Source organism: Pseudomonas sp. Z3-6, from assembly GCF_051131985.1.
Classification (GTDB): Bacteria; Pseudomonadota; Gammaproteobacteria; order Pseudomonadales; family Pseudomonadaceae; genus Aquipseudomonas; species Aquipseudomonas zanjanensis.
Map to the genome: position 1 here is coordinate 4,099,441 of NZ_CP071644.1, position 19,844 is coordinate 4,119,284.

13 protein-coding genes are annotated in these 19,844 nt (G+C 60.0%); 5 read left to right on the top strand and 8 right to left on the bottom strand.

The genetic code is table 11. From position 1 onward, the window contains the following. Positions 1–259: 259 nt before the first annotated feature. Entirely contained in the window at positions 260–1,738 is a 1,479-nt protein-coding gene (locus tag J3P88_RS18130; protein WP_434570741.1) for a hypothetical protein, read from the bottom strand. A 194-nt stretch (positions 1,739–1,932) separates the two neighbouring features. On the opposite strand from J3P88_RS18130, the gene J3P88_RS18135 reads away from it, so the two are divergent. Together J3P88_RS18135 and J3P88_RS18140 are read left to right on the top strand one after the other, a co-directional pair. Next, positions 1,933–4,587 (top strand): excinuclease ABC subunit A, encoded by a 2,655-nt coding sequence (locus J3P88_RS18135; RefSeq protein WP_434570742.1) that lies wholly within the window; start codon positions 1,933–1,935, stop codon positions 4,585–4,587. A 389-nt stretch (positions 4,588–4,976) separates the two neighbouring features. After that, entirely contained in the window at positions 4,977–5,705 is a 729-nt protein-coding gene (locus J3P88_RS18140; RefSeq protein WP_186730805.1) for a helix-turn-helix transcriptional regulator, read from the top strand. 36 nt (positions 5,706–5,741) lie between these two features. Here J3P88_RS18140 and J3P88_RS18145 read toward each other — a convergent pair whose 3' ends face one another. After that, positions 5,742–6,341: a LysE family translocator gene (locus J3P88_RS18145; RefSeq protein ID WP_434570745.1), complete on the bottom strand. Its 600-nt coding sequence runs from the start codon at positions 6,339–6,341 to the stop codon at positions 5,742–5,744. 627 nt (positions 6,342–6,968) lie between these two features. Between J3P88_RS18145 and J3P88_RS18150 the strand changes: the two genes are divergently transcribed. Further along, positions 6,969–7,742, top strand: a complete 774-nt coding sequence (locus tag J3P88_RS18150; RefSeq protein WP_434570747.1) for an acyl-homoserine-lactone synthase — start codon at positions 6,969–6,971, stop codon at positions 7,740–7,742. A gap of 29 nt (positions 7,743–7,771) precedes the next feature. After that, complete coding sequence (locus J3P88_RS18155; protein ID WP_186710335.1) at positions 7,772–8,638, top strand: helix-turn-helix domain-containing protein; 867 nt, start codon at positions 7,772–7,774, stop codon at positions 8,636–8,638. A gap of 23 nt (positions 8,639–8,661) precedes the next feature. Here the strand turns inward: J3P88_RS18155 and J3P88_RS18160 are convergent, their stop codons facing one another. Genes J3P88_RS18160 through J3P88_RS18170 form a run of 3 tightly spaced genes read right to left on the bottom strand, consistent with a single transcriptional unit; the run spans position 8,662 to position 14,299 of the window. Then, entirely contained in the window at positions 8,662–11,772 is a 3,111-nt protein-coding gene (locus J3P88_RS18160) for an efflux RND transporter permease subunit (protein ID WP_434570749.1), read from the bottom strand. Then, a complete protein-coding gene (locus J3P88_RS18165; protein WP_434570750.1) occupies positions 11,769–12,872 on the bottom strand; it encodes an efflux RND transporter periplasmic adaptor subunit in 1,104 nt (367 codons plus the stop codon). Before J3P88_RS18165 ends, J3P88_RS18160 begins: the two co-directional genes overlap by 4 nt. Further along, positions 12,869–14,299: an efflux transporter outer membrane subunit gene (locus J3P88_RS18170; RefSeq protein WP_434570752.1), complete on the bottom strand. Its 1,431-nt coding sequence runs from the start codon at positions 14,297–14,299 to the stop codon at positions 12,869–12,871. Before J3P88_RS18170 ends, J3P88_RS18165 begins: the two co-directional genes overlap by 4 nt. A gap of 258 nt (positions 14,300–14,557) precedes the next feature. Between J3P88_RS18170 and J3P88_RS18175 the strand changes: the two genes are divergently transcribed. Beyond that, positions 14,558–15,898, top strand: coding sequence for a diaminobutyrate--2-oxoglutarate transaminase family protein (locus tag J3P88_RS18175; protein WP_434570754.1), 1,341 nt, complete (start codon positions 14,558–14,560; stop codon positions 15,896–15,898). Positions 15,899–16,646: 748 nt separating this feature from the next. On the opposite strand, the gene J3P88_RS18180 is transcribed toward J3P88_RS18175, so the two are convergent. Genes J3P88_RS18180 through macA form a run of 3 tightly spaced genes read right to left on the bottom strand, consistent with a single transcriptional unit; the run spans position 16,647 to position 19,766 of the window. Continuing rightward, complete coding sequence (locus tag J3P88_RS18180; RefSeq protein ID WP_434570756.1) at positions 16,647–17,360, bottom strand: FtsX-like permease family protein; 714 nt, start codon at positions 17,358–17,360, stop codon at positions 16,647–16,649. Continuing rightward, entirely contained in the window at positions 17,311–18,612 is a 1,302-nt protein-coding gene (locus tag J3P88_RS18185) for an ATP-binding cassette domain-containing protein (RefSeq protein WP_434570758.1), read from the bottom strand. The genes J3P88_RS18180 and J3P88_RS18185 overlap by 50 nt, the downstream gene beginning before the upstream one ends. A gap of 2 nt (positions 18,613–18,614) precedes the next feature. After that, a complete protein-coding gene (macA, locus tag J3P88_RS18190) occupies positions 18,615–19,766 on the bottom strand; it encodes a macrolide transporter subunit MacA (protein ID WP_186710323.1) in 1,152 nt (383 codons plus the stop codon). Between the last annotated feature and the right edge of the window lie 78 nt (positions 19,767–19,844).

Genomic DNA, 19,844 nt, shown 5'->3' on the forward strand with positions numbered 1-19,844 from the left:
ATGTCGCCAGGGACGCTCCGCGTTCCACTTCTTCAAAAACTAAACTCCCCATCCGTGAGCACACCCGGACGTCCAGCAAATGAAGGCCGCTTTTGTGGCGAGGGAGCTTGCTCCCGCTGGGCGCGAAGCGCCCCCATGAAGCTGCCCACATCAGCCTGACACACCGTGGCGCCTGGCCTTGGGGCCGCTGCGCTGCCCAGCGGGAGCAAGCTCCCTCGCCACAACAGCCGTTCAGCTGTGTGTCAGGGGCTGTCTGGGTTCAGCGCAAGCCATAGGAATAGACACGGCCGTCATTGCTGTCGTACCAGTTGCCGTTGGCCCAGATCACCCGGTCCTGGGCCGGTTGAAAACCGAGGATACCCAGGTAACCGCCGATGGCGAGGCGTTGCCAGGAGCGGCCCCAATCCTTGGAATAAAACACCCCGTTGGCAGAGATGTTCGCGTCCGACCACCAATAGAGCCAGCGCGGTGGATGGTGCTCGCTGGTGGTGTTGATCAGCAGGGTGTCTTGTCCCATCCAGAGATTGTCACCACGCACCTGGGTCTGCGACGCCAGGGGTGAAAACACGCTGGGCAATTCCCCCATGGGCGTCCAGGTCAGCGCGGCGGTATCCAATTCGGCGACAACAGCTTGCCCGAGGTCGCCCTGGTCAATCAGCCCCATCACCCGCCCGGCGTCGTTCTGCAGCAGCTTGCTCACGAACAGGTTGTCGGCACGCTGCACCTCCACGACCTGCCACTGCCCAGCCTTGGCTAGCAGCCGCGCCCGTGTCGTGACGTTAACTGCGATGTTGTCACTGACGCCATCCGGGTGGCTACCCCAGAAGCGTTGGGAGACCCAGATAAAGGCCGTCTGCGCGTCCAATTGCAGGACACTGGTCCGGACGGTCCCATTTGCGCCTTCGCTGGTGTGCCAGCCAGTGATGTCCGGGCGTTTGCCATGGACGTATCCGGCAGATACGAGCAGCGACTCGGGTGCCATGATCGGCGAGCTGTGCGCACCGCGATCAGCCGAGTAAAAGACGCCGGTGGAAACGGCAATCGGCTTTGCTTCATCGCCGTCCTCCCTCACGCCGTCCGGCGTGCCCACGGCCCAGACTTCATTCACGCCGTGGAAATAGGGAACCAGGCTCCAGGCCAACGAATCGGCCTCGGGAAACCAACCCTGGGTCAACCACGTCCAGCGCTGGCCTTGATCGTCGCTGCGAAAGACCACGGTCTGATCGGGCTCCGGGGCATTCGCCGTCTCAGGTCGACGCAGGCCCGTGAGCAGGAACACACTGGTCCCATCGGGACTGGCCACAAGACAAGCGGCGCCGCTGACATGGGCCACAAGCTGAAACTGCCCCTTGTCATCCAGGCGGGAAATGAAGGAGGTTTCCGTTTCCCCACGAGAGAACAAACGGGAAAAGGTGCTGGGCTCCTCCGGTTCTTCAGTCTCGACGGGCTTGCCATAGACCACCGCATCCAGGTTTACAACGTCCGCGGACGGCTCGAACGTTCGGGCCTCTTCCTCCAGCCGCGCCACCAGCCAAGTCCCCTGCGGTGTCACCGTCACGCCCGTGCAATACTGGGTCATCGCCCGCAAGCGAGTATCCTTCACGGTGCCCACCGTTTGCTGATCGGGGCCGTCGCCGCCCCACTCCAGCTTGGCACTGGCAAGCATCCACATGTACCACAGCGCCGCGCCGACCAGCAGCGCGACAAATAATCTAGAGAGCAGTTTTGAACGAGACATGGGGAGGTCCGTATCCAGGGGAAAACTGCGAAGCTTTTCTCATCTCTTTTGTCCGGAGTAAATTTTTATCGCACGAGAATGGCCAAACCCGGTCGCATAAATGTCAGCGCTGTGATCCAGGTTACATTCTTCCCGTGACGCCGCCTCACCTGACCGCCCCAGTGCGACAAGCAGATGCCCACAAGGAACGCTCCATGCCCCCACGCTCCGGCCCCGCCGCCTCTTCATTGCCTCAAACCACCGGTTTCGTCCGGGTACGCGGTGCTCGAGAACACAACCTCAAGAACGTCGACGTGGACATCCCCCGTGATGCCCTGGTGGTGTTCACGGGAGTGTCGGGTTCCGGCAAGTCGTCGCTGGCATTTTCCACGCTCTATGCCGAGGCCCAACGTCGTTATTTCGAATCCGTCGCGCCCTACGCGCGGCGCCTCATCGACCAGGTGGGCGTGCCAGACGTGGACAGCATCGAGGGCCTGCCCCCGGCCGTTGCCTTGCAGCAACAGCGCGGCACACCCAGCGCGCGCTCGTCGGTGGGCAGCGTCACCACCCTGTCGAGCCTGATCCGCATGCTCTACTCCCGCGCCGGCAGCTATCCGGCCGACCAACCGATGCTCTATGCCGAGGACTTCTCGCCCAACACGCCCCAAGGCGCCTGCCAGGAATGCCACGGCCTGGGCCGAGTCTATGAAGTGACTGAAGCCTCCATGGTGCCGGACCCATCGCTGACCATCCGCGAGCGCGCCGTGGCCGCCTGGCCCATGGCCTGGCAAGGCCAGAACCTGCGGGACATCCTCGTGACCCTGGGCTATGACGTCGACATCCCCTGGCGCGACCTGCCGAAAAAGCAACGGGACTGGATTCTTTTCACCGAAGAAACCCCGACCGTTCCCGTCTACGCGGGACTGACCCCGGCCCAGACCCGCGAAGCACTCAGGCGCAAGCTCGAACCCAGCTACCAAGGCACCTTCAGCGGCGCCCGACGCTACCTGCTGCACACCTTCATGCACTCGCAAAGCGCCCAGATGCGCAAACGCGTGGCGCAATACATGCGCGCCAGCCCCTGCCCGGTGTGCGAAGGCAAGCGCCTCAAGCGCCAAGCGCTAACCGTAACCTTTGCCGGCCTGGACATCGCCGAGCTGTCGCACCTGTCCCTGCTCGAACTGGCCGAGGTGCTCAAGCGGGTCCAGGCCCCTGACTACCTTGAACAGGCCGAAGAAACAGGGGATGTCCTCAGTCACCAGCAAACCCGAAAGGCCCGGGAACAACGCGCCGCCCGGGGCGAAAACCCCCACGTCGGTGGACCGGACGCCCGCCACACACCCAACCTTTCCCTGGAAAAACGCCTGGCCGCACAGCGCATCGCCGCGGAGCTGCTGGAACGGATCGTCACCCTGATCGACCTGGGCCTCGGCTACCTCGCCCTGGAGCGCAGCACGCCGACGCTTTCCTCCGGCGAACTGCAACGCCTACGCCTGGCGACCCAACTCAATTCCCAGCTGTTCGGCGTGATCTACGTGCTGGACGAACCCTCCGCCGGCCTGCACCCGGCCGACAGCGAAGCGCTGTTTGGCGCCCTGCAACGCCTCAAGGCAGCGGGCAATTCGGTGTTTGTAGTCGAACACGACCTCGACACCATGCGCCGTGCCGACTGGCTCATCGACGTCGGCCCGGACGCTGGCGAACAAGGTGGCAAAATCCTCTACAGCGGCCCACCGGCCGGCCTTGGCCAGGTCACCGAATCACGCACCCGCGCCTACCTGTTTAGTGAAGAACACGCCACGACACGCAGCCCGCGCGCCCCCAAGGATTGGCTGCGCCTGGAAGGTATCACCCGCAACAACCTCGACAACCTGAGCGCGGCCTTCCCGTTGGGCTGCTTCACCGCCGTGACCGGTATCTCTGGCTCCGGCAAATCGAGCCTGGTCAGCCAGGCCCTGCTGGATCTGGTGGGCGCCCACCTGGGCCAGGCCAGCCCCAACGCCGAGCCCGACGAGCAAAGCCTGGAAGACGAACCCGTGCAAACCAGCGCTGGGCGCGTGACCGCCGGGCTCGACGCGGTCAAGCGGCTGGTCCAGGTAGACCAGAAACCCATCGGCCGCACCCCGCGCTCCAACCTCGCCACTTACACCGGGCTGTTCGATCACGTGCGCAAATTGTTCGCTGCCACTGAGCAGGCAAAGGCGCTGGGGTTCGATGCCGGGCGTTTCTCCTTCAACGTCGCCAAGGGTCGCTGCGAGACCTGCGAAGGTGAAGGTTTCGTCAGCGTCGAATTGTTGTTCATGCCCAGCGTGTACGCCCCCTGCCCCACCTGCCACGGCGCGCGCTACAACCCGCAGACCCTCGAGGTTCGCTGGCAGGGCCTGGACATTTCCCAGGTCTTGCAACTGACCGTGAACCAGGCGCTCGAGGTGTTTGCCGAGCAAGCGGCGGCCAGGCGTTCGTTACACGTGCTGCAGGATATCGGATTGGGTTACCTGCGCCTGGGCCAACCGGCTACGGAGCTGTCCGGCGGCGAAGCCCAGCGGATCAAGCTGGCGACGGAACTGCAGCGCAAGGCCCGGGGCACGACGTTATATGTATTGGACGAACCCACCAACGGGCTGCATCCCCAGGACGTGGACCGCTTGCTGGTGCAGTTGAATCGCCTGGTGGATGGAGGCCATACGGTGGTTGTGGTGGAACATGACATGCGGGTGGTGGCGCAGAGTGACTGGGTCATCGATATTGGCCCGGGCGCTGGAACCCAGGGCGGAAAGGTGGTCGCTTGTGGGGCTCCGAAGAGTGTGGCGAAGTCCCGGGAGAGTCGAACAGCAGGGTTCCTGAAAAGGGCTTTGCAGCATGAAAAATAGAGGTTTTTCAATGTTTCTCGCTGTTGCGGAAAAGCTGTCTATACTGTCCCCAGTTAATCGTTTCAGTCGATGTAATTAACTGCAACCTCAGGGGGCAATGGGCTGAGGTTGCACTGGCAAGGACGCAAAATGACATCACCCCAACTGAAAGAACAAACCTTACACTGCGGGATGAGGGGTTATTATCGCGCGCTGAAGCACCCCCCGATGAATTGGATGTGCCCTCCCGATATACCAATCCCCTTCGCAGCTCCGATCGCGGCCACAAAACCGCCAGTGGTGATGGGTGCTGAGGTTGTAAAACTCATCTACTCCGCTTGGCGAATATCAAGGTGACATACCTGACTGTGCAAAGGTATTCACATTAATATTTTTCGAGCGCATCCATTATGCTCAAGCCTATTCCAAGCCACCTGTTCAATTTAATTCAAGAGGTGGAGAATAATATTCCAGGGAAAAGCCACGACGAGTACACCGAGATACTCGGTTGGATGTTCTCGAAACTAGGGCTTGAAAAATTTGCTTATGTTCATCTGGAGGCCGCACCCTTCGATAATGCCAAAGTCTCCATCCACAGCAATTACCCCGCTGAATGGGTGGACACTTACCGCAGAAATTCATTGCATAAATCAGATCCGGTCATGGCCAACACAGCCATTACCGCCACGCCTTTTTTCTGGGATGAAATTCCACAAGAACTGGACAATAACCCGGAAATATTTGATCAATCCGCGTCCTATGGCATCAAGCAAGGGTTCACCATTCCGATTCATGAGCCGGGCAGATCGTTCGGCTCTATTCACTTGTCCTCGGAAGAGAATGATCCTGACTTCCCAACTATTGTCAGGGAGAATATGGTCATTATTCAGACGCTCAGCATCATCGCCAACCAGCACCGCCCGCTTGAGGTCGGTGTAGAAAGCACGCTCAAGCTATCGCCCAGGGAAATAGAATTCTTGCGCTGGCTTGCGCTTGGAAAAAACTATAAGGAAATTGGCTTGATCATGAATATCACCGAACGAACAGTGAAATTTCATGCCAAGCAAATGACTGAAAAAATGGAGTGCACCAACGTCAAGCAAGCCATGTTCAAAGCGGCGCAGTTGAACCTCATCTGACATTCGTCGCCACTCAACTTTAATACCAGAGCACACTCAGGCGAAATTCACCTGGGATGCGATATTGAAAAGCATGCCGCAGGCAAACAACCCAATCACCAGGGAAATGGCTCGATTTAAAAACCGCCCGGATACAATCGCGTGGAACTTTCGACCACAAAAAGCGCCAGCCGCAATCCACACCAACCCTACCGGAAAAATAATGGCTGAGAATAGCAGCATGAACGACAGCCAGCTATCCAGCGACAGGAATGTTCCCGCCGGCGCAACGAAGGAAACAAAAAACAAGCCTTTGGGATTTGTCAGCGTTGCCACGAATAAATCCGGAACGGTAATACCCGTCGTTGCGCCAGGCCCATGGTCTTTTACCGAGAACCAAAGTTTCAAGGAAATATAAAACAGAAAACACACAGCAAAGATTTTGGTGGCGATCACTACCCACGAGTGATCGGCTATCAGTAAGTCAATGAATACTCCCCACATCGTCATCTGAATAACGTATGCCAACCATTCTGCTGCAACGAAGCGCATCGAAAGCGAATTGAGCCCTTTACTTATACCCGCTTGCAACAACAACGAGTTCGTTGGTCCCGGAACCAACAACACGGTCAACAACGAAAGCGCAATATAATTCATAGTATCCATCCATATCAGCAGCCGGTACGGCCAGTTTCCAGGGTCAGATCGATCCATCATCCTTCCGCATGATCTCAGGCAGAGCCATGAAGTCAGCAACTCAGTCATACGAGGTCAGACAACCAACTTAAATAGAGCAATCACACTAGACCACCATCAATGTGCCACACCTCTTCAAACCGCTCGCCAATCCATAATCCTTGGACTCCCTGTCCGTGAGTCAACCCGCGATAGAAAGTCACCGTGCCCACGACTAGATGACCTTTTGTTTACAGGCACTGAAGTTTATTTTCAGCGCGTCAATTTTTTGAACAAAATAATATCAGTCTGTTATGGGTGACATTTTTAGAATCGTCAAAAAAACAAGAGGCCAGATTTATTTCATTTTCAGGCAACACCCTTTAATCAACACCAGTTTGCCACCATTTCGCGCCTATACTTTTTTGGATGCCAAGCAATACAAATCCACAACTAACGAGCACCCCTCTACTTATAAGGTGCCCCGCCAGCGCACCGCCCCCTAATTAGGCTACACACTCTATAAATCAAAGACTGTACTTTAGGACAGTTGAAATACCTTAGTGCAAAGTTAACAGTAGCTTCACCTGCAGCCAAGAAGTCGCACCGATGAACTACTCCCCGTGCACCTATGAATTTTCCGGCGTATCCACCCGCATCGTAAGCTACTCAAACATCCCCCTCGAAACCCTCGAACAAATATTGTCCATTCGAAAACTCGCCTTCATCGATCGAAAGAAATGGGACATTAAAAGTTATCAAGGCAGCGATTATGAGTGGGATGAATACGACGACCCCGACGCGCTCTATCTCTACGCCCATGAAAACGACCGCGTCACCGGCTGTGTTCGACTACGCGCCTCCAGCAAACCCACATTGATGAATGGGTCCCTGAGCTTTATTCTTCCCACCGAAAAAACCAGACCGCCTTTGAATCACTGTTGGGAAGCCACTAGATTTGCACTTTCAGCCAACAATCTTTCCACGAGAAAACTCACCCGAGCTAATGTAGACATTCGCACAGCGGCACTTTTCCTGTCAATGATTAAGTTTGCCCAACAACAAAAAATTCACACATATGAAATTATCGTTGACACCCTGATGGAAAAGATCCTGAAACGTTCTGGCTGGCCAATTGAAAGAATCAACAGCGCATTAGGCTCGAAGGGAGAGCAGATCATTTACGGCACATTGCCATGCACTTTGAAAACTTATGAGGAGGTCCTCAGCAAAAACGCCATCCACCGAGCAACTGTATTTACCCATTCGCACATGACACACCGCTCGTCAGATAGACTCCATAAATCCCTGGACACTCCCCAGCTACTCGCCGATCGAAACATTCCGGCAAAGATACCCATGCACACTGAGCTGCAGCTTTAATCAAATAATTGGATGATTTTGGAGAAAGGATGAACCTACAACGATTATTCCCGCACGTTGGTAAAGTCATTGCCAGTACAGGTAGCCGCCATTTCCCGCGCATGTTGCATGACTTGATACTTACGGAAATCCCCGTGGACGCCACACATATTACCGAGCAACGGATCGGCACAAGTAATATGTCAGAACCCAGCACTTCCAGCCTAGGCTGCGTCGGCATGGACAACGCTTGCGTCGGCGCCCTCATGGACACGCATACCGCCAAGCCATTTTTCCTGGCCGACGACATTCTCTTCGAAGACGCAACGCCGCAAAAAATACCCAACTTCTCCCGATGCTTGCTTAAATGCGAACGCTCGGAAAAAGTGCCTGCCTACAGCACAACGACCCAGTTACACCTGAGCACCCGAAAGAACGGCCGTCGTTATGTACTGTCTATTTACCGTTCGCCTCTTTCAAAAGGATTTACCGCCCAAGAACATGCACTGCTGAAAGATTTTTCCTGTCTTTTATTGCCCATGGTCGAGGAGCATGTAGCGGCGCTTGTTCCACCGGAGTCCACCCGGCAGGATCCGTTCCTGGCGTTGGACGCTTCGGAAAATGGCGGTATGGAAGCACTGCGTCAACGCTTCGCTGATCGACTGCTTCTATCGGGACTGAGTTTGTCCTCTCGTGAAACGGAAGTGTGTGTGGGGCTGCTGGCCGGGCGCACCGCCCCCGAACTTGCCGAGCAACTGAACCTGAAAGTCAATACCGTTGAAAGTTATCTGAAGCGCGCCGCCATAAAGATGGGGATTGGCGGGCGTCGTTCGCTGATCCGTTGGATGCATTCGATGGATGCCACACCGGCTCACATGGAATGGAATGGCAATAACGCGATTCAACAAGCCGTATAAAACTCCCCCCAACGGTTGCTCACTCACTGACCGAGTCGAGTATTTGTTGGGGGAATATGGTTCCCTCCCTCCGCCGTACCGTCCTCCCTTGGCGATCGAGTGCAACGCTTCACCCATTCCAACGCATCGTCCACGTAAGTGAAAATCACCGGTACCACCAGCAAGCTCAACAGTGTCGATGTCAACAAACCACCCATGACCACCACCGCCATCGGCTGTCTGAAGCTCGGGTCCTCGCCCATTCCCATTGCGGTCGGCAACATCCCGGCACCCATCGCAACGGTTGTCATCAGGATCGGGCGGGCACGTTTGTGGCAAGCATCCACCAACGCATCGTATCGACCCAGGCCGTAATCGCGGCGAGCCACGATGGCGTACTCCACCAACAGAATGGAGTTCTTGGTCACGATACCCATCAGCATCAACAAGCCAATGACCGATGGCAGGGAAAAACTGAAATTGCAGATCAGCAAGGCCAATAACGCGCCACCCAGCGAGAGCGGCAGTGCCGAAAGAATCGTGGCCGGTTGCAAGAAGGCGTGGAACAGCAACACCAGGACCGAGTAGATACAGAACACGCCAATGGCCATGGCCAGGCCGAAGCTGGCGAACAGTTCCGTCATCAACTGCAGTTCGCCCTGCTCCACCAGCTTCACTTCGGCTGGCAAGTTGCGCATCACTGGCAGTTGGCGGGCCTCGGCCATGACCTCACCCAGGTTGCGACCATTGAGTTCTACAGACAGGGTGACATTGCGCAGGCGGTCCAGCCGGCTGATTTGCGCCGGCCCGCTGCCCATGCTGATGTCCCCCAACGAGGCCAGGGCGACCTGGCCGTCTCGACCGGTTACTCGCAATTGACTGATCGCCTGCAAGTCGTCGCGCAACAGCGAATCCATGCGCACCCGCACGTCCACCTGGCGCTGGGACAAATTGATCTTGCCCAGTTGCGAGGAGTATTCGCCATAAGTCGCCATGCGCAAGGTATCGGCGATGTCTTGGCTGGTGATGCCCAGTTCCGCTGCCCGGGCAAAATCCGGTCGCATCTGGATTTCCGGTCGTTGCAGGGCGCTGCTTGACGAGACGTTGCCGATCCCGCGCAGCTCCCGTAACTGGGGCTCAAGGGCGCTCGCCGTGCGCTCCAGCAGATCGCCGTCATCACTGGCAAGGACGATATTGAGCTTCTCTCCGCTGCCATCGCCGCCAACGTTGATGCGCACGCCCGGGAGTGTGCGCAACACCTGGCGCATCTGCGCTTCCACCTCCACCTGCTTGCGCTCGCGTGCATCCCGGGGTGCAAGTTCCACCGTCAGGACCGCATCGCCAGCACCGGTGATATCGGCAGGGCTCGAGCCGGAACTGCTGGCGGTCCCCACAGAGCTGAACACATGCGTAACGTCAGGAAGCTCACGCAGCCGCTCGCTGGCCTGCAAGGCCATTGCGCTGGTGTGTTCCAGCGTCGTTCCTGGCGGCAACTCCAATGTGATTTTGCTACGGCCGGTGTCCTGGGCAGGCAGGAAACTGGTGGGCAGCAAGGGCACCAACGCCAGAGCTGCGACGAAGCACAGGCCGGCCAGAGCCATCGTTGTCTTGCGCCGAGTCAGGCTGAGGTGAATCCAGCCCAGGTAACGGGTCATCAAGGCGCTGTCATGGTCGGCTTCGTTCCTCGCCTTGAGGAAATAAGCCGCCATCATCGGCGTCAGCAGCCGCGCCACCAGCAGTGAGAACAGCAGCGCAACCGACGCCGTCACACCAAACTGGCGGAACAGCTTCCCGGCGATCCCCCCCATGAACGCCGTGGGCAGGAACACCGCGACCAGGGTGACCGTCGTGGCGAGCACCGCCAGGCCGATTTCATCCGCGGCCTCGGTGGCGGCCTGGAGCGGGGTCTTGCCCATGCGCAAGTGCCGCGCGATGTTCTCGATCTCGACGATGGCATCGTCCACCAGCACACCGATGACCAACGCCAAGGCCAACAAGGAAACGGAATTGAGGGTAAACCCGGCCAGGTACATCACGCCGAAAGTGGGGATGATCGACAGCGGCAGCGCCGTGGCGACGATGAGCGTGGCGCGCCAGTCCCGCAGGAACCACCAGACCACCAGCACCGCCAGAAGCATGCCTTCGTACAGCAAATTCATCGAGTCGTGATAGTTGGCGAGCACGGCCTTGACCGTGTCACTGACCTCAACGATTTGCACGTTGGGGTGCTGTTCCTCAAACGTGGCCATGGCCTGCCGCACGTCATTGGCGACGCCGACATCGGAGAATCCCAGGGAACGCGTGACCTGGAAACCGATCACCGGCCGGCCATCACGAAACGCCCGCGAGCTACGTTCGGCATGGGTGTCACGAATGTCGGCCAACTGCCCCAGGGCAAGCAGGCGCCCGTCGCCACTGGGAATATCGATAGCGCCGAGGGCCGCCGGATCATCAATGGCGCCCAAGGTGCGCATGGCTTGCTGACCGCTGCCCAAGTTGCCCTGTCCACCGGAGTTGTCCTTCTGCATGGCCCGCAACTGGTTGGCGACGTCCGCGACGCGAATGCCCAGGCCCGCCATCAGCGCAGGGTCGAGATCGACCTGGACTTCCCGATCGACCCCGCCCGTACGCGCGATCATGGCCACCCCGGGCACCGCCAGCAGCTGTTTGCTCAACTCATTGTCGACGAACCAGGACAAGGCTTCTTCATCCAGGTTGTCGGAGTCGATGACATAGGTCAGCAACGCCGAGGCGCTGGTGGTCAGCCGGGCAACCGACGGTGTATCCAGGCTCGCCGGCAGTTGCGCCATGGCACTGTCGACCGCGTTGCGCACTTCGTTGAGCGCCTCGTTGCCATCCTTGTCGATATCAAAGCTAACGTTGATGTTGACTGCACCGTCGGTGATGGTCGTAGTCACGTGCTTGAGCAGGCGCAGGGACGTCAGCTTGTCCTCGATCTTGCGCGCCACTTCCGTTTCCAATTGCTCCGGGGCCGCGCCTTCCAGCGAGGCGCTGATCACCACCACCGGCAGGTCCATGTCCGGAAAGTCCTGGATGGCGAGTCTTTCAAAGCCCGCCAAGCCAAAGAGCGTCAGCAGGATGAACAGCATGACGGCCGGGACCGGATGGCGGATCGACAAGGCTGAAATGTTCATGGCTGGGCGACCTGGGATTGAACGAGGGTCACGCTCGCGCCATCGTTGAGGAACGCACCGCCGGCACGCACGATGCGCGCAGGCTCATCGAGGCCGCTGAGGATCTCCACGGCCTGATGCATGCGTCGGCCGACCACCACCGGCCGCTGGACCACATGCATGTCGTCATTGAGCGTGAACACATAGGAGCGCCCGTCCCGCAGGATAACGGCTGTGTCCGGCACCGTGACGGCCTCCCGCGGCGCCAGTTCGATCTGGCCACTGGCATACATGCCGGCCTGGGCGGCGCTGTCGGTTGGCAGGGAGACATAGATCAATCCCCGGCTGGTCTTGGTATTCAACGTAGGTGATACCAACCGCACCCGCCCTTCCAGGCTCTGGCCATCGGGCAATGTCATGCGGGCGACCTGGCCAGGCTGCACTTGGGCCAGTTGACGGGCATCCAGCTCGGCCTGCCATTCGATGCGGCTGTCGCGCACCATGCGAAACAGCTCGTCGCCAGCGGAGAGCACCTTGCCGAGCAGCGCCGTGCGCGCCGAAATGACGCCATCGTCGACGGCGACGATGCGCGTCTGTCCGAGCCGGATCCGCGTGCTCTGCAGTTCGGCGCGGGCACTGGCGAGATCAGCCTCGGCGAGCGCGACTTTGATGCGATAGTCTTCGCGTTGTTGTTCCGACAGCGCCCCGCCCTGTCCGACGACCCGGGCCCGACGATCATTGGAACGGGCCTGTTCCAGGTTGGCTTCGGCCTGGGCGAGGAGCGCCTTCTGTTTGTTTTCTTCGGCGATCACCGTTTCGCTGGCAAGCGTGGCCAGCAACTGACCTTTCTTTACCCGGCTGCCTACATCGGCCTCGATGCTGGCGATGCGCAGGTTACTGGTCTCGGCATTGATCACCGCTTCCTGCCAGGGTGCGAGCGCGCCAGTGGCAAACAACAATTGCGGCCAGACCTGGCGTTGCGCCTGGACGACTTCCACGCTCAAGCTGCTGACCCGGGGCGCGGCCTCGGCCGGCTCAGTGCCGCGGCGAAAATAGATCAACGCCACCACGAGCGCGCACACAACGATTGCCAACGCGTACTTGCCCGATCTCGACCTCACGCGCCGTCTCCGCTCAATGGCCGATTCCGCGCCAGCGGCTGGTCGGCTTGCCAGCCGCCTCCCAGCGCTTTGTACAGGGCAATCCAGTAGCGCACCTGATTCTGCTGCAAGGTGATCAATTCGATCTCGGCGGTCAGCGCCTGGCGGCGTGCGGTTTCCCGGTCCAGCAGGCTGACGTTGCCAGCCTGCCAACTGCGGTCGATGGCCTCGAAAGACTCCCGGAAACCGGCGGTGGAACGCTCTACATCCGACTCCCGGCGACGGGCCGCATCGAGACGCACCAACGCCTGCTCCACTTCCATCACACTGGTGCGCAAGGTCTGGCGGTAGACCGCGAGGGCTGCGTCATAGGAGGCCTTGGCCCCCTGCGCCGCCGCGCGACGCTTGCCACCGTCGAACAGCGGAATCGACAGTACCGGGCCCAATGACCAGGAGCGGTTGCGCTGGCCGACCATGGTGCCCACGGAAATCGTCCCGGAAAGACTCAAGCTCGGCAGGCGATCAGCCTGGGCGACGCCAATCTCGGCATTCGCCGCTGCCAGCTCGCGCTCACTGGAAGCGACGTCCGGGCGCTGGCGCAGCAAGTCGGCCGGAATCTGTTGCACATTGAGTGCTGCCGGTTGCGGCAGTTGCGCCGGGGTGTGGCCGAGCACTTCCAGCAATCGACGTTCATCGCTGCCTGTCAGCGCCACCAGGCTCTTGAGCAGCACCTGGCATTCGCTCTGCTGTTGGACCAGGGTCGCGGCGCTGCTGGCGGCACTGGCATCGGCCAGCGCTGCGTCGGCGGAGGACGTGAAGCCCGCCCCGAACGACTGGTGCGTCATGCGTGCAGTGTCTTGTTGTGACTGGGCCTGGTCACGGTAGGCCAGTGCCAACTTCTGGCAGCCCCGGTATTGCACGTAGTAATCACCGACTTGGGCCGCCAGCGAAACCCGCGCGTCATGCCAGTCATCTACCCGTGCTTCGACGCGGGAGCTGGCCGCTTCATTGTTGCGGCGCAACTTGCCGAACAGATCGAGTTCCCAAGCGGCATCCATCGTGGCCGAAGAACCTGAGCCCCCCAGGCGTTCAGAACCGGTCTGCTGCCCGCCTCGACCACCGGACAACCTGCCATCGAACTTGGGCAAGGCATCGGCGGCGTCACTGTCGGCGGTCGCACGGGCCAGGGAAATATTGGCCCAGGCCTGGTCCATGGACGGGCTATCGGCTTCGGCCAGACGCAACAGTTCGGCCAACGCCGGGTCATCAAATTGCTGCCACCAGTCAGTCAACCCGGCCACGGACGCACCATGTGGCACCGGTGCCTGCCACTGGGCGGCAATCGGAACGTCTGGCACCCGATAGTCAGGGCCCAATACGCAACCACTCAAGGCCACCGCACACAGTGTCACCCACAATATTCTTCCTGGGGGCTTGATGGCAGGCATAGGGTTCTCAAAGGGCGTCAAAGGTGAAGACAGCAAGGCACCCGGCTCCGGCGCAACTCAGCGGTGTGGCAGGTATTTAACCCCGCGCCCGTTCCGATGTCTGGCGTGGAAATTGGGGACAGCTGCCGGCAGGAAAACTCGCGATAACGGCGGGGGCCTGTTGAAATGAGCTCGACTTGCCAAGTAATGGCTGCACTTGCTGTCGAGCAGCAACCGCCCCCGCTCGGTTCACTTTCCATAGCCAATGGATGATCGAATATGGAAGCACTCAATTACCTCGAAAACATCGAATCGAACGCACGTACCTATGCGCAGACTTTCCAGCGACTGTTCGTCAGCGGCAAAGGCATGCGTATCAAGGATGCCAGCGGCCAGGAGTTTCTCGATTGCCTGTCGAACGCCGGCACACTGGCCCTCGGACACAATCCACCCGAAGTCCGGGACGCGGTGATGCGCTTCCTCGCCAGCGATCATCTGCAGCAGGCATTGGACTTGGCCACGCCGGCCAAGCATGCGTTCGTGCAGGAACTGTTTTCGATGCTGCCGGCGCCAATGCGTGACACCAGCAAGATTCTCTTCTGCGGGCCCAGCGGTTCGGATGCGGTCGAGGCCGCCATCAAGTTGGCACGCCACTACACCAAGCGCTCGCCTTTGATGGCGTTCCACGGCGGCTACCATGGCATGACGGCCGGCGCATTGTCGGCGATGGGCAAGCTGTCGCCCAAATCCGGCGATGGCTTGATCGCCCAAGGCACGCACTTCCTGCCCTTTCCCTATCGGTTTCGATGCCCGTTCGGCACCCATGGCGAGCACACCGATCAACTGTCCATCGACTACATCCGCACCGTCCTCTCAGACCCCGAAGGCGGCGTCGCCAAGCCGGCGGCGGTCATCGTCGAGGTGGTGCAAGGCGAAGGCGGTTGCATCCCGGCCTCGGCCAACTGGCTGCGGGCGCTGCGGGAAATCACCTTCGAGCAGAACATCTTGCTGATCGTCGACGAAGTCCAGACCGGCCTGGGGCGCACCGGCAGCACCTTCGCCATCGAGCACGCCGGCATCGTCCCCGACATCCTGGTGCTGTCCAAAGCCATCGGCGGTGGCTACCCATTGGCGGTGATCGTGTACGCCGAACATCTGGATACCTGGGGGCCTGGCATGCATGCGGGGACCTTCCGCGGCAATCAGGTGGCGATGGTTGCCGGCGCCGCCACCATGCAGCAAATCCGCAGAGACCATCTCGTCGCCCATGCCGCGCGAATGGGCGAGCGGCTGGAGAGCGGCCTGCAGGACATCGCTCGGCGTTGTCCATTCATCGGCGACATCCGTGGGCGCGGGTTGATGATCGGCGTGGAAATCACCCAGCCGGCAGACAACCAGCGCGCCGGCCAGGCTGACGGCGCACGTGCACACGCCATCAAGCTCAACTGCTTCGACAATGGCTTGATGATGGAAACCGGCGGGCGCCATGGCGCAGTGCTCCGGTTCCTTCCGCCCCTGACCATCACCGAGACCGAGGTCGGCATGGTGCTGGACCGCTTCGAACAGGCGGTGAGGAAGGTTGGCGAAACACGCCCCCATGCAACACGCGTGGCGGTATAAGGCGCCAGGCACAATTCCTGTGGCGAGGGAGCTTGCTCCCGCTGGGTCGCGAAGCGGCCCCAACACGGTCGACTCCATCAACCAGACGGACCGAGCTGCCAGGGTTTAGGGCCGCTTCGCAGCCCAGCGGGAGCAAGCTCCCTCGCCACAGGTTCCATGTCTGGCCTCAGGTTCCATGTCTGGCCTCAGGTTCCATGTCTGGCCTCAGGTTCCATGTCTGGCTTCAGGTTCCATGTCTGGCTTCAAGCTTGACCATCACCGAGACCGAGGTCGGCATGGTACTTGACCGCTTCAAACAGGCGGTGAGGAAGGTTGGCGAAACACGCCCCCATGCAACACGCGTGGCGGTATAAGGCGCCAGGCACAATTCCTGTGGCGAGGGAGCTTGCTCCCGCTGGGTCGCGAAGCGGCCCCCAACACGGTCGACTCCATCAACCAGACGGACCGAGCTGCCAGGGTTTAGGGCCGCTTCGCAGCCCAGCGGGAGCAAGCTCCCTCGCCACAGGTTCAATGTTTGGCCTCAGGTTCCATGTCTGGCTTCAGGTTCCATGTCTGGCCTCAGGCTCCATGTCTGGCCACAGGTTCTATGTCTGGCCTCAGGCTCCATGTCTGGCCACAGGTTCTATGTCTGGCCTCAGGCTCCATGTCTGGCCACAGGTTCTATGTCTGGCCTCAGGTTCCATGTCTGGCCACAGGTTCCACGTCTGGCCACAGGTTCCATGCCTGGGTTCGAGCCCGGCAGCCCGGCTCAATCCCGCGCCAATGCATTAATCGGATCGAGCCGCGCGGCGTTACGCGCGGGCACGAAGCCGAACACGATGCCGATCAGGGTCGAACAGACGACCGCGGTGACGATCGATCCCATCGAGAACACCATCTGCCATTCCTTGACGAAGATCGAAAAGACATAGCCGATACCAAACGACAGCGCGATGCCAATGGTGCCGCCTATCAGGCACACCATCACCGCCTCCACCAGGAACTGCTGGCGGATGTCGGACTGGCGCGCGCCAACGGCCATGCGGATACCAATCTCACGGGTTCGTTCGGTCACCGAGACCAGCATGATGTTCATCACACCGATGCCACCGACCACCAGCGAGATGATCGCAATCAGCGAGAGCAGCAGCGCCAGGGACTGGCTGGTCTTCTGCACCGTCTGCAGCACGCTGTCGAGGTTGTAGGTGAAGAAGTCCTTGAGGCCATGGCGTTGGGTCAGGAGCTTGACCACATTGTCTTCCACGACTTTGCTCGGTTGCCCGTCCTTTATTCGCACCGTGATGCTGTCCAGGAACCGCTGGCCCAGTAACCGGCCGGCCGCCGTTTCATAGGGCATCCATACGTTCAGGCTCTTGGAGGTGTTGAAGACGCTCTTGCGGTCTTCGGTCACGCCGATGACCGTGCAAGGCAGGTTATCGATGAGGATCACCTTGCCCAGCGGATCGGTGTTCGGGCCAAACAATCGCTGGCTGGCGGGTATTGTGGTCGATCACCACCACTTGTGACTGTCGCCGGGCATCGTCCTTGCTGAACGCGACACCGGAGCCGATCTTGATCCCGCGAACCTGGAAATAGCTATCGCTGACACCGTTGACGGTCGCGTTGACGTCGATGTTTTCATAGCGCAATAGCAGATTACGACCAACGTTGGGGGTCGCGCTGTCGATGTAATACTGGTCGCCCAGGGCCGTGACGTCGGACAGCACCAGGGTTTCGATCGCGGTTGAGCGACTGTCCCCCCAATCGGCCCCGGGCATGATCTCGATCGTATTGCTGCCAATCGCCTGGATGTCCTTCAGGACATACGCCTTGACCCCTTCGCCGATGGCCACGATCGAGACCACCGAGGTGATGCCGATGATGATGCCCAACATCGTCAGCAGGGTGCGCATGCGATGGGACACCAGCGCCACCCAGGCCATGTTGAACGCTTCGCTGAACAGCCCGAAGCGGGCGAGCAGGCCGTTCGCCGGCTTGACCTTGGCCGGGCGTGTGCCTTGTGGCGACAGGTCCTCCAGCGGTTGCTGCGGATTGGGTCGATCGCTGACGATCTCGCCGTCGCGGATCTCGATGATGCGCTGGGCATGGGCGGCCACCTTTTCATCGTGGGTCACGATGATGACCGTGTGCCCCGCCCGGTTGAGCTCCAGCAGGATCTTCATCACCTCCTTGCCGCTGGTGGTGTCCAACGCACCGGTGGGTTCGTCCGCCAGGATGATGTCACCGCCGTTCATCAGGGCCCTGGCGATACTCACCCGTTGCTGCTGGCCACCCGAGAGCTGGCTGGGCCGATTGCTCAGGTGCCCCACCAGCCCCAGGCGTTTCAACAGTTCCCCGGCACGGCTGTGCCGTTGCGATTCGCCCGCGCCGGCATAAATCGCCGGCATCTCGACGTTGTGCAAGGCACTCAGGTGCGGCAGCAAATGGTAGCGCTGGAAAATGAAACCGAAGTGATCCCGACGCAACACCGCCAGTTCACGGTCGTTCATCGAACCGGTTTCGCGCCCATCCACCTTGTAGCTTCCGGCGCTCGGATGGTCGAGGCAGCCAAGCACGTTCATCAAGGTCGACTTGCCGGAGCCGGACGCCCCGGTGATCGCAACCACCTCGCCGGCATTGATCGTCAGGTTGATGTCCTTGAGGGCGATGAAGGCCTTTTCGCCGGCCTGGAAGCTGCGGGTGATGCCCTTGAGTTCCAGCAATGGTTGGGTCATGGTCAGGCTCCCGCCACGGCCGGGGTCGGCTCGCCGATAACGACCTTGTCACCTTCGGCCAGGCCATCCTTGATCTCGGCCCGGACGTTGTTGTTGATGCCCATGCGCACGTTACGCGGCTGGGCCTTGCCTTCGGCATCCAGCACACGGACCACGAAGCTGCCGTCCTGGTTTTTCGCACCCAGGGCAGCGACGGGAACCGTCAACACGTCCTTGGCCTTGTCGAGGACGATACGGACCTGGGCCGTCATGGAAATGCGCAGGCGATGGTCAGGGTTCGGCACATCGAAGAGGCTGTTGTAGAACACCGCGGTATTTTGCTTCGGCGTCCCGGCGTTCTGGGTTTCGAGGAAGTTCTGCGGCGCCGGCTCAGTGCCGCGCAGCTTGGCGTAATAACGCTTTTCCGACTCGCCCAGGATGGTGAAATACACCTCTTGGCCAGGCACGATGTGGATCACGTCGGCTTCCGACACCTGCGCCTTGACCGTCATGGTGTCGAGGTCGGCGAGCTTGAGCAGGACCGGCGCCAGTTGCTCGGCAATCACGGTCTGGCCTTCCTGCGTGACGATCCCCACCACGTAGCCATCGATCGGCGCAACGATATGGGTGTAGGCCAGGTTGACCCGCGCGGTTTCCACTTGGATGCGGGCGTCCTTGATCTGCGCATTGAGGGAAAGCAGGTTCGCCTCTTCCACCCTGTAGTTGGACTCGGCGGTCTCGTATTCCTGCTTGGAGATCGCGTCGTCCGGCTGCAGTTTCTTGTAGCGATCATAAGTGGCCTTGGCGTCCTTGAGTTGCGCCGCCGTGGCCTGCCGCTTGGCCACCAGGTTCTCCTCGTTGACCAGGGCCTGGCGCAAGGAGTTCTGCGCCAGCATCGGGTCGATTTCCGCCAGCCATTGGCCCTTCTTGACCTTGTCGCCCAACTTGACCTTGAGCGACTTCAGTTGGCCCGACACCTGGGCACCGACATCGACTTGCTTGACGCCCTGGAGCGTGCCGGAGGCCAGCACCGCGTTTTCGATGTCCGTGCGTTCGACCATGGCGGTCAGGTACTCCGGCGGTTTGCCCGGCGATTGCGCGCTGTAGAAAACCAGACCGGCCACCACGACCAGGACGAGCACGATAGCGATTTTGCGAAACTTCGACTTTTCCATAAATAACCATGAGTGCGTTGATTTCAGGCCCGGCCAGCGTGGCGCCGGGTTCCATGGATGTGCGTCAAGGAAGAGCCG

What these genes read in the sequence shown, in the direction of transcription:
- J3P88_RS18130 (WP_434570741.1), bottom strand. Translation starts at nt 1,738, where the DNA reads ATGTCTCGTTCAAAACTGCTCTCTAGATTATTTGTCGCGCTGCTGGTC.
- J3P88_RS18135 (WP_434570742.1), top strand. Translation starts at nt 1,933, where the DNA reads ATGCCCCCACGCTCCGGCCCCGCCGCCTCTTCATTGCCTCAAACCACC.
- J3P88_RS18140 (WP_186730805.1), top strand. Translation starts at nt 4,977, where the DNA reads ATGCTCAAGCCTATTCCAAGCCACCTGTTCAATTTAATTCAAGAGGTG.
- J3P88_RS18145 (WP_434570745.1), bottom strand. Translation starts at nt 6,341, where the DNA reads ATGAATTATATTGCGCTTTCGTTGTTGACCGTGTTGTTGGTTCCGGGA.
- J3P88_RS18150 (WP_434570747.1), top strand. Translation starts at nt 6,969, where the DNA reads ATGAACTACTCCCCGTGCACCTATGAATTTTCCGGCGTATCCACCCGC.
- J3P88_RS18155 (WP_186710335.1), top strand. Translation starts at nt 7,772, where the DNA reads ATGAACCTACAACGATTATTCCCGCACGTTGGTAAAGTCATTGCCAGT.
- J3P88_RS18160 (WP_434570749.1), bottom strand. Translation starts at nt 11,772, where the DNA reads ATGAACATTTCAGCCTTGTCGATCCGCCATCCGGTCCCGGCCGTCATG.
- J3P88_RS18170 (WP_434570752.1), bottom strand. Translation starts at nt 14,299, where the DNA reads ATGCCTGCCATCAAGCCCCCAGGAAGAATATTGTGGGTGACACTGTGT.
- J3P88_RS18175 (WP_434570754.1), top strand. Translation starts at nt 14,558, where the DNA reads ATGGAAGCACTCAATTACCTCGAAAACATCGAATCGAACGCACGTACC.
- J3P88_RS18185 (WP_434570758.1), bottom strand. Translation starts at nt 18,612, where the DNA reads ATGACCCAACCATTGCTGGAACTCAAGGGCATCACCCGCAGCTTCCAG.
- macA (WP_186710323.1), bottom strand. Translation starts at nt 19,766, where the DNA reads ATGGAAAAGTCGAAGTTTCGCAAAATCGCTATCGTGCTCGTCCTGGTC.